We start from the raw sequence: 6,525 nt of genomic DNA, 5'->3' as shown, positions 1-6,525 counted from the left end.
TTGATTGTGTGAGTTATAAAATTATCCTATGTATTCAATTACTGTAATTAAACTTCACTACATATTTATTACTACCCACAAGCGAATTTACGTCAAGCACAAGTGGTGTGGGAAACTGCATATATCCGCGCCCCTCAAGCAGGACAAGTGCTGAAGATCCATACACATACAGGGGAAACCATTCGCAGTTTGGGTGAAAACCTGGGAATTTTGGATTTGGGGCAAACGCAGCAGATGGTTGCTGTGGCTGAGGTTTACGACAGTGATGTAGTAAAGGTTAGACCAGGTCAGAGGGTAACGGTTCGAGCCACGTCAATTCATGAAACACTGCAAGGAACGGTTACAGAAATTGGGCATACGGTACAGCGACAAAATGTGATCAACACAGACCCTACAGCGAATATTGATGCACGCATTGTCGAAGTGCGCGTGCAGCTTGATCCAGAATCGAGTCAGAAGGTGGTGAATTTGACTAACTTGCAAGTAGAAATGTCAATACAGCTTGAGCAGGAGAGAGTTCAATGAACAGTTCACGGAAGCAAAAATTTGCACTGTCAACAGTGTCATCCGTTGCTCAAAAACCGCCTACCCTCTGGCAAAGCTTACGATGTCGGACTCCTTTGGGATGGCTGCAATTGAGACATAACAAGGGGCAGTTCATCTTAGCTATTTCGGGAGTTGCCTTTGCAGATATTTTGATGTTAATGCAATTAGGGTTTCAGGGGGCACTGTTTAAAAGTTCAGTGCGGATTCCTGAGACCTTGAATGCGGATATTGTGCTGACCAGCCCGCAGATACGGAATATCTTATATCCCGGCGAATTCTCGCGACGACGGCTGTATCAGGCGTTGGATGTTCTGGGTGTGGAATCAGTCAATCCACTCTATGTGGTACTAGCGAATTGGAAGCATCCGACAACAGGGAAGAAAGGCCCAATGCTGCTGCTGGGCGCTGATCCGAGTCGAAAATTTATTAATCGGTCGGATATCAATCAAAATCTTGATCGCCTAAAAATTCCTGACACATTACTCTTTGACCAAAATACACGAGGCGACTATAAATCGGTACTAACCGATTTTGCCCAAAATAAACCCGTGATAACAGAAATACAAGGTCACAAACAGCATATCCGAGGTTTATTTACGATTGGTTCCTCCTTTGGCATGGATGGCAGTTTCGTAACGAGCACGGAAACGTTTTTGCGACTATATCCTCAACGTCATGCTGGTAATGTGAGTTTGGGGCTGATTAAAATTACCTCTGGTAGCGACCCACACCAAATTGCCCAGGCATTGCGACAGCATTTACCGAATGATGTGAATGTGTACACCCTACAAGAATTTGTCGATTTCGAGAAAAACTACTGGGCGACGAATACCCCCATCGGTTTTATCTTCAGCTTGGGTGTAGTTATGGGCTTTATCGTGGGGGTAATTTTGGTATATCAAGTACTGTCCACGGATGTGAATTCTCACCTTCAGGAATATGCAACGTTCCGAGCGATGGGCTATCAGCAGCGTTATTTACTGGGGATTGTGTTGGAAGAGGCAATCATCTTAGCGGTACTGGGATTTATCCCCGGCGTGGCTATTTGTAGCCTACTATACTATCTGACCCAACAAGCGACAAGATTACCGATCTACCTAACATTTGCCCGGACGATGGGGATACTGGTAACTACGATTTTTATGTCTTTGATCTCCGGTGTCATCGCAACACGCAAACTTCATTCCGCCGATCCTGCTGATATTTTCTAAGTCTGAACTTCTTATGGAAGACGCGATCAATATTCATAGCCTCAATCACTACTTCGGTCACAGCAATCTGAAAAAGCAGGTATTGTGTAACATCAATTTGCAGATCAAAACGGGGGAAGTCATTATTCTGACTGGTCCATCAGGATCGGGAAAAACGACACTGCTGACGTTAGTGGGTGGTTTGCGGGCTGCCCAAGAAGGCAGTATCAAGATTCTTGGTAAGGAACTCTGCGGTGCCAGTGCAAAAAAGTTGGTCTATGCTCGCCGCAACAATGGCTATATTTTCCAGGCCCACAACCTGCATCATAGTTTGACCGCACAACAAAACGTAATGATGGGACTAGAGGTACATCCCAATTGCAGCCGTAACATGATGCGGCAACGCGCTACAGAAATTTTGCAGCAGGTAGGTTTGGACGATCATATTGATTATTACCCGCATGATTTGTCTGGGGGGCAAAAGCAACGGGTGGCAATTGCGCGGGCATTAATTAGCCGTCCACGTTTAATTTTAGCCGATGAGCCGACGGCTGCACTCGATAGTAAATCTGGTCGGGCAGTGGTGGATTTAATGCAAAATCTTGCACGGGAGCAAGGCTGTACAATTTTGCTAGTGACGCATGATAACCGGATTTTAGATGTGGCAGATCGGATTGTGCGTTTGGAGGATGGCCAAGCTCTTTGAGCCTGATTCTTCTGGGCAAACGTATCAAAACTTGGATCAATTTTGCCACTTTTTCGTGGTGTGCTTTTTACCAATTTGTGACCTAACCCTTTCATAAGAAACTGTATTTGCTTCAGGCTTAGGAATGAAGGAGAGCGATTTTTTTCGGGGGAGATGGGCAAGAATTAAGCAAGGGGTTGGCGTTTGAGTAGTAATCGTGCGAAAAGTGCCGTTAAGCCCAGAAGTGTTGCCACACAAGGGTTTCACTCTTAGCTATTTGTCTAACTTACTCTATGAGCGATGTCGCTTGACAATCTCGGAAACAGTAGTTTTACTCAAATTAAGTTCCTTTGCAATGCAACGATAAGAAGACCCCTGCTCAACCATCTCCAAAACTTTAGGAGCAAGACGGTCAGACTTAATTCGTTGTCCAGGTCTTCGACCTAAAATTTTGCCCTTCGCCTTCGCCGCAGCCAAACCTGAACAAACTCTCTCTCGTACCAAATCCCTTTCAAACTCAGCAAGAGAAGCCATAATCGAAGCAATCAGTTTCCCTTGAGGAGTATCCAAATCAAACTGAGTCCCCGTTTGAGCAATCAGAGAAACCCCCCAGTGATTCAAATCCTGTAAAGTATGAATCAAATCTAAAGTGCTACGACCCCAACGAGTTAACTCAGTCACCAAAATCCCATCAATCTGACGATGTTGGGCTAATTTCATCACTTGATTGCGTTCTTGATGCTTACTTTTCACCCCAGAAACCGTTTCCTTCCAAATACCAACCACCTCATAACCAGCCTTATGAGCATAGTCAATTAAATCCCGTTCTTGACGAGAACAAGACTGGTCAGATGTCGAAACTCGACAATAAATAGCCACCCTCATGTACCAATTAAACCCTCCCGAAAATAGAGGTCTCAAACCCTTACCACATCGTTACTTGTGATTGTACCAAATAGACTATAGATTATTTGGTACAGTTTTTTTCTACGGTACAGTAAAAATTTGAGGCTTTTAAATTTAAGACGGATCAATTGGTACAGGTTTATAAGAGGCGATCTCAATATTCAAAACGGCTAATCGATTCCTTAGCGTAAGTTTTTGATTGAGGAACGAAATGCTAGAAGCCCCCACACTCGCAAGAATTACCTCTGTGCGCTGCTGGCGGTGGGGAAGTTTCAATACCACAATGAAATCACTTCTAGGGATTACAGGGAAGTGCCGGCGGTGGACGTACTGCGCGGACGGCTGTCACTGGCAACTAAGGAGTTGAACAACCACGTCCCCGTGGCGGATATGGATAAGAAGTGGCTGGATTTGCCGCAAGTTTTGGAACTAATTGTCGAACCGCTGCGCTTGGAGTGCCAACCGAAGTTGGCGTGTGGCTCTCCGAAGTCTCTGAAGGCGAGTGCTTATAGCTTCCAGCGCTACGTGCTCTGGGGGTGTTTGACCTATAGCCCTCCCCGGCGACAGCAGGAGTTAAGGGAGCTGAAAATGGCTCTTGAGTGTCCCGTGAAGCGACCTGTGGATGTGCCTCCAGACGGTTTGTACCAGCCTCTGCCTACGGGTCGCAACCGCGACCGGAATTGCGGTTATCTGCATTGGACGCCAGACGACCGCTGGATTAAGGATGTAACGCCAGAGTCTTATAGAACCCATTTGACATCTTTTCTTAAAAAATAAGGCAGACAAACAAGTCGTCTCACATAACTCAATAGCCACAAGACGAGAAATCATGGGGCAATGGTGGCAAAAGATCCAAAATTGATATCGCACAGGGCTTACGCTTACAGCAATAGATCTCAAAGGGGTTCTATAAGCGTAAATTCCGCTCGCGTGACAAAACTAAATACTTTATTTTTGATGAAAATGTAAATCCTCCGTATCCCAATTACCCCACTGCAAACTCAGTAAATTGACGCACGTAAGGGGCTTTAAAAGCTAAAACAATATCTTCCTTGGGAACTCCGGCGGCTACTAGCTCATTCGCTATTCCTGCTTCCGTTCTATCCCTCTGAATCCAAAATTTACCATCTTTTAGATCGACGTGAATCACACAGCCGTAAACCCGTTTTTGCTCGTCCCAGCCCAAATGAACCACATGATAATGCTCTCGTTCGGTATCAAAAAGTAATTGAACTTCTGTTTCAGTATCCAAGTCATTCCTTGAGTGTTGAGACAGAATTGTTTGGATTAATTCTCTGTAGTTTACTCTTTCCATAAAAGTATCCCCTCTTGAATAGCATCAAAAATGAGTAATTTGAGCTGATGCTCAGCGATTAATTCTTGAATAAAACGATTGCTGAAAAAATCATTATACACATCTTGGTTTATTGCTAAATACAAAATTCTGTTCGGTTGCTTTTTTCTCAGGGCAGAACGATAGCTGAGAAATTGACCCAAAGCTATATAAAAGCTGGCTAAATCAGATGCACCGATAAAAGACTTAATCTCTACAGCAATTTTGAAGCCATCTTTCTCTGCTGCTAAAATTTTCTCCCCTGCTAAGTCGATAAAAAAATCAAGTTCCTCTACCTTGATAAAAAGAGGATCGTGAGTGATGATCCATCCCTATTTTTCTAAAGCTGAACGAACAGCATTGTGAAAGATATCTTTAGCGGACATATCATATCCACGAAATTGCTTAACCGAGCAGTATTGATTGCCATTCCGCCATCATATCATTACAGCCATTCGCGATCGCACTCCCCAAAAATTCCCCCCACTTGGCATAACTCTCCCACCCACCAGCGATAAAGCAATAAGCTGTCGCGCATTTAAATTGTAGGTTCAGGGCGGGCGGGACGCCCAACCCCTACTCCCCACAAGAGTTTGATTATTTTTTGACATACAATTTAAATGCAGAACAGCTTATCAGGTCATTCACAGCAACTAGCCCAAAAAAACAGGCTAAAGCTGCATAAAGGTGTTCTTCTTCTACGAACAGGAGGGAACACACGAGTCCGTTCCCGGACGGTGAGGGTTCACGAGGGAAGAGCCAAATCGATCGCGTGAACCGTTAACGGCGTAAAATTTAGTATTTATAATGTCACTTTGAAAGAGTAAATGCTCAACCGAATTGGAGAGCAACAGCCAGAAACCTTGAATCTGCCCTGTCCGGTACCCCTGACTCAGCACCCGGCCTCCGTGTACCTCGACAGTTTGGGGAGCGAGCGGTCAAAGGCAACCATGAGAGAAGGACTCAATATCATGGCCCGGATGCTGACAGGTGGGGAGTGCGACGCAATGACTTTGAATTGGGCGGCATTGCGCTACAGACATACGGCGGTTCTGCGCTCGGCCCTCCTTGAGAAAAAGTACGCCCCGGCGACGGTGAACCAAATGCTGTGCGCCCTGCGACGGGTGTTGAAGGAAGCTCTGCGGTTGGATTTAATCGACCCAATAGATTACAGTAAAGCGGTGGATGTCAGGAGTATCAAGCAATCGGGAAAGGTTAGGGGGCGCGCGCTAACGCTCTGTGAGATTGCTGCATTGATGGAAAGCTGCTCTGGTAAGACCCCTATTGATGTTAGGGACTCGGCGCTGATTGCTATCTTGCGAGGGGGCGGCATCCGTCGCGGTGAGGCGGTCAATCTCTTGAGGCGAGATTTCAATCTATCCACGGGAGCGCTGTTCGTCCGGGAGGGTAAGGGCAAGAAAGACAGGACGGTTTACCTCCCGGAGTCTGCTTGCGTTTTAGTGTCCGAGTGGCTGGAGTTGAGGGGAGAGGCTCCAGGGCCTCTGTTGTACCCGATTCGGAAAGGGGGAGAAATTCAGCGGCGGCGGATGACGGAGGATGGTGTGTTGAAGATTGTGCAGCGGCGGGCGTTTCTCGCTGGGGTGGAGTCTTTTAGTCCCCACGACTTCCGGCGCACGTTTTGCTCGGACCTCCTTGATGCTGGGGTGGATATTGTTACTGTACAAAAGTTGGCGGGTCATGCTTCCCCGGTAACTACGGCAAAATATGACAGGCGTGGGGAGGAAACTAAGCGGCGGGCCGTGCAGCATTTGGAATTTTAGGGCTTGAGAGCTAGTCCCTAGGTAGCGAATAAATAGACAAAATGATACACTTATAGACAAATATGCGGTGTACCATTGTGTTTA

At 46.1% G+C, this 6,525-nt stretch carries 8 protein-coding genes; 5 read left to right on the top strand and 3 right to left on the bottom strand.

Features of this window, described 5'->3' with window-relative positions:
* Positions 1 to 63: 63 nt before the first annotated feature.
* The 3 genes from QUA16_RS35095 to QUA16_RS35085 all read left to right on the top strand — a co-directional run bounded on the left by QUA16_RS35095 (position 64) and on the right by QUA16_RS35085 (position 2,442).
* Positions 64 to 525: an HlyD family efflux transporter periplasmic adaptor subunit gene (locus QUA16_RS35095; protein ID WP_333109269.1), complete on the top strand. Its 462-nt coding sequence runs from the start codon at positions 64 to 66 to the stop codon at positions 523 to 525.
* A gap of 95 nt (positions 526 to 620) precedes the next feature.
* Entirely contained in the window at positions 621 to 1,757 is a 1,137-nt protein-coding gene (devC, locus tag QUA16_RS35090; protein WP_333109263.1) for an ABC transporter permease DevC, read from the top strand.
* A gap of 13 nt (positions 1,758 to 1,770) precedes the next feature.
* The gene (locus QUA16_RS35085) at positions 1,771 to 2,442 is read left to right on the top strand and encodes a DevA family ABC transporter ATP-binding protein (RefSeq protein ID WP_333109264.1); all 672 of its coding nucleotides are present in this window, start codon (positions 1,771 to 1,773) and stop codon (positions 2,440 to 2,442) included.
* A 270-nt stretch (positions 2,443 to 2,712) separates the two neighbouring features.
* On the opposite strand, the gene QUA16_RS35080 is transcribed toward QUA16_RS35085, so the two are convergent.
* Positions 2,713 to 3,300, bottom strand: a complete 588-nt coding sequence (locus tag QUA16_RS35080) for a recombinase family protein (RefSeq protein ID WP_445299841.1) — start codon at positions 3,298 to 3,300, stop codon at positions 2,713 to 2,715.
* Between the two features lie 222 nt (positions 3,301 to 3,522).
* Between QUA16_RS35080 and QUA16_RS35075 the strand changes: the two genes are divergently transcribed.
* On the top strand, positions 3,523 to 4,104 hold the full coding sequence (locus QUA16_RS35075; RefSeq protein ID WP_333109265.1) for a hypothetical protein: 582 nt from the start codon (positions 3,523 to 3,525) through the stop codon (positions 4,102 to 4,104).
* 208 nt (positions 4,105 to 4,312) lie between these two features.
* On the opposite strand, the gene QUA16_RS35070 is transcribed toward QUA16_RS35075, so the two are convergent.
* Positions 4,313 to 4,642: a XisI protein gene (locus QUA16_RS35070; RefSeq protein ID WP_333109266.1), complete on the bottom strand. Its 330-nt coding sequence runs from the start codon at positions 4,640 to 4,642 to the stop codon at positions 4,313 to 4,315.
* Positions 4,630 to 4,983, bottom strand: coding sequence for an element excision factor XisH family protein (locus tag QUA16_RS35065; protein WP_333049118.1), 354 nt, complete (start codon positions 4,981 to 4,983; stop codon positions 4,630 to 4,632). Before QUA16_RS35065 ends, QUA16_RS35070 begins: the two co-directional genes overlap by 13 nt.
* 504 nt (positions 4,984 to 5,487) lie before the next feature.
* Between QUA16_RS35065 and QUA16_RS35060 the strand changes: the two genes are divergently transcribed.
* Entirely contained in the window at positions 5,488 to 6,441 is a 954-nt protein-coding gene (locus tag QUA16_RS35060) for a tyrosine-type recombinase/integrase (RefSeq protein ID WP_333109268.1), read from the top strand.
* Positions 6,442 to 6,525: the final 84 nt, after the last annotated feature.

The organism is Microcoleus sp. S13_C3 (assembly GCF_036700905.1).
Lineage (GTDB): Bacteria > Cyanobacteriota > Cyanobacteriia > Cyanobacteriales > Microcoleaceae > Microcoleus.
The sequence above is the reverse complement of the archived record's forward strand: the minus strand, read 5'-3'. Positions and strand labels throughout refer to the sequence as shown.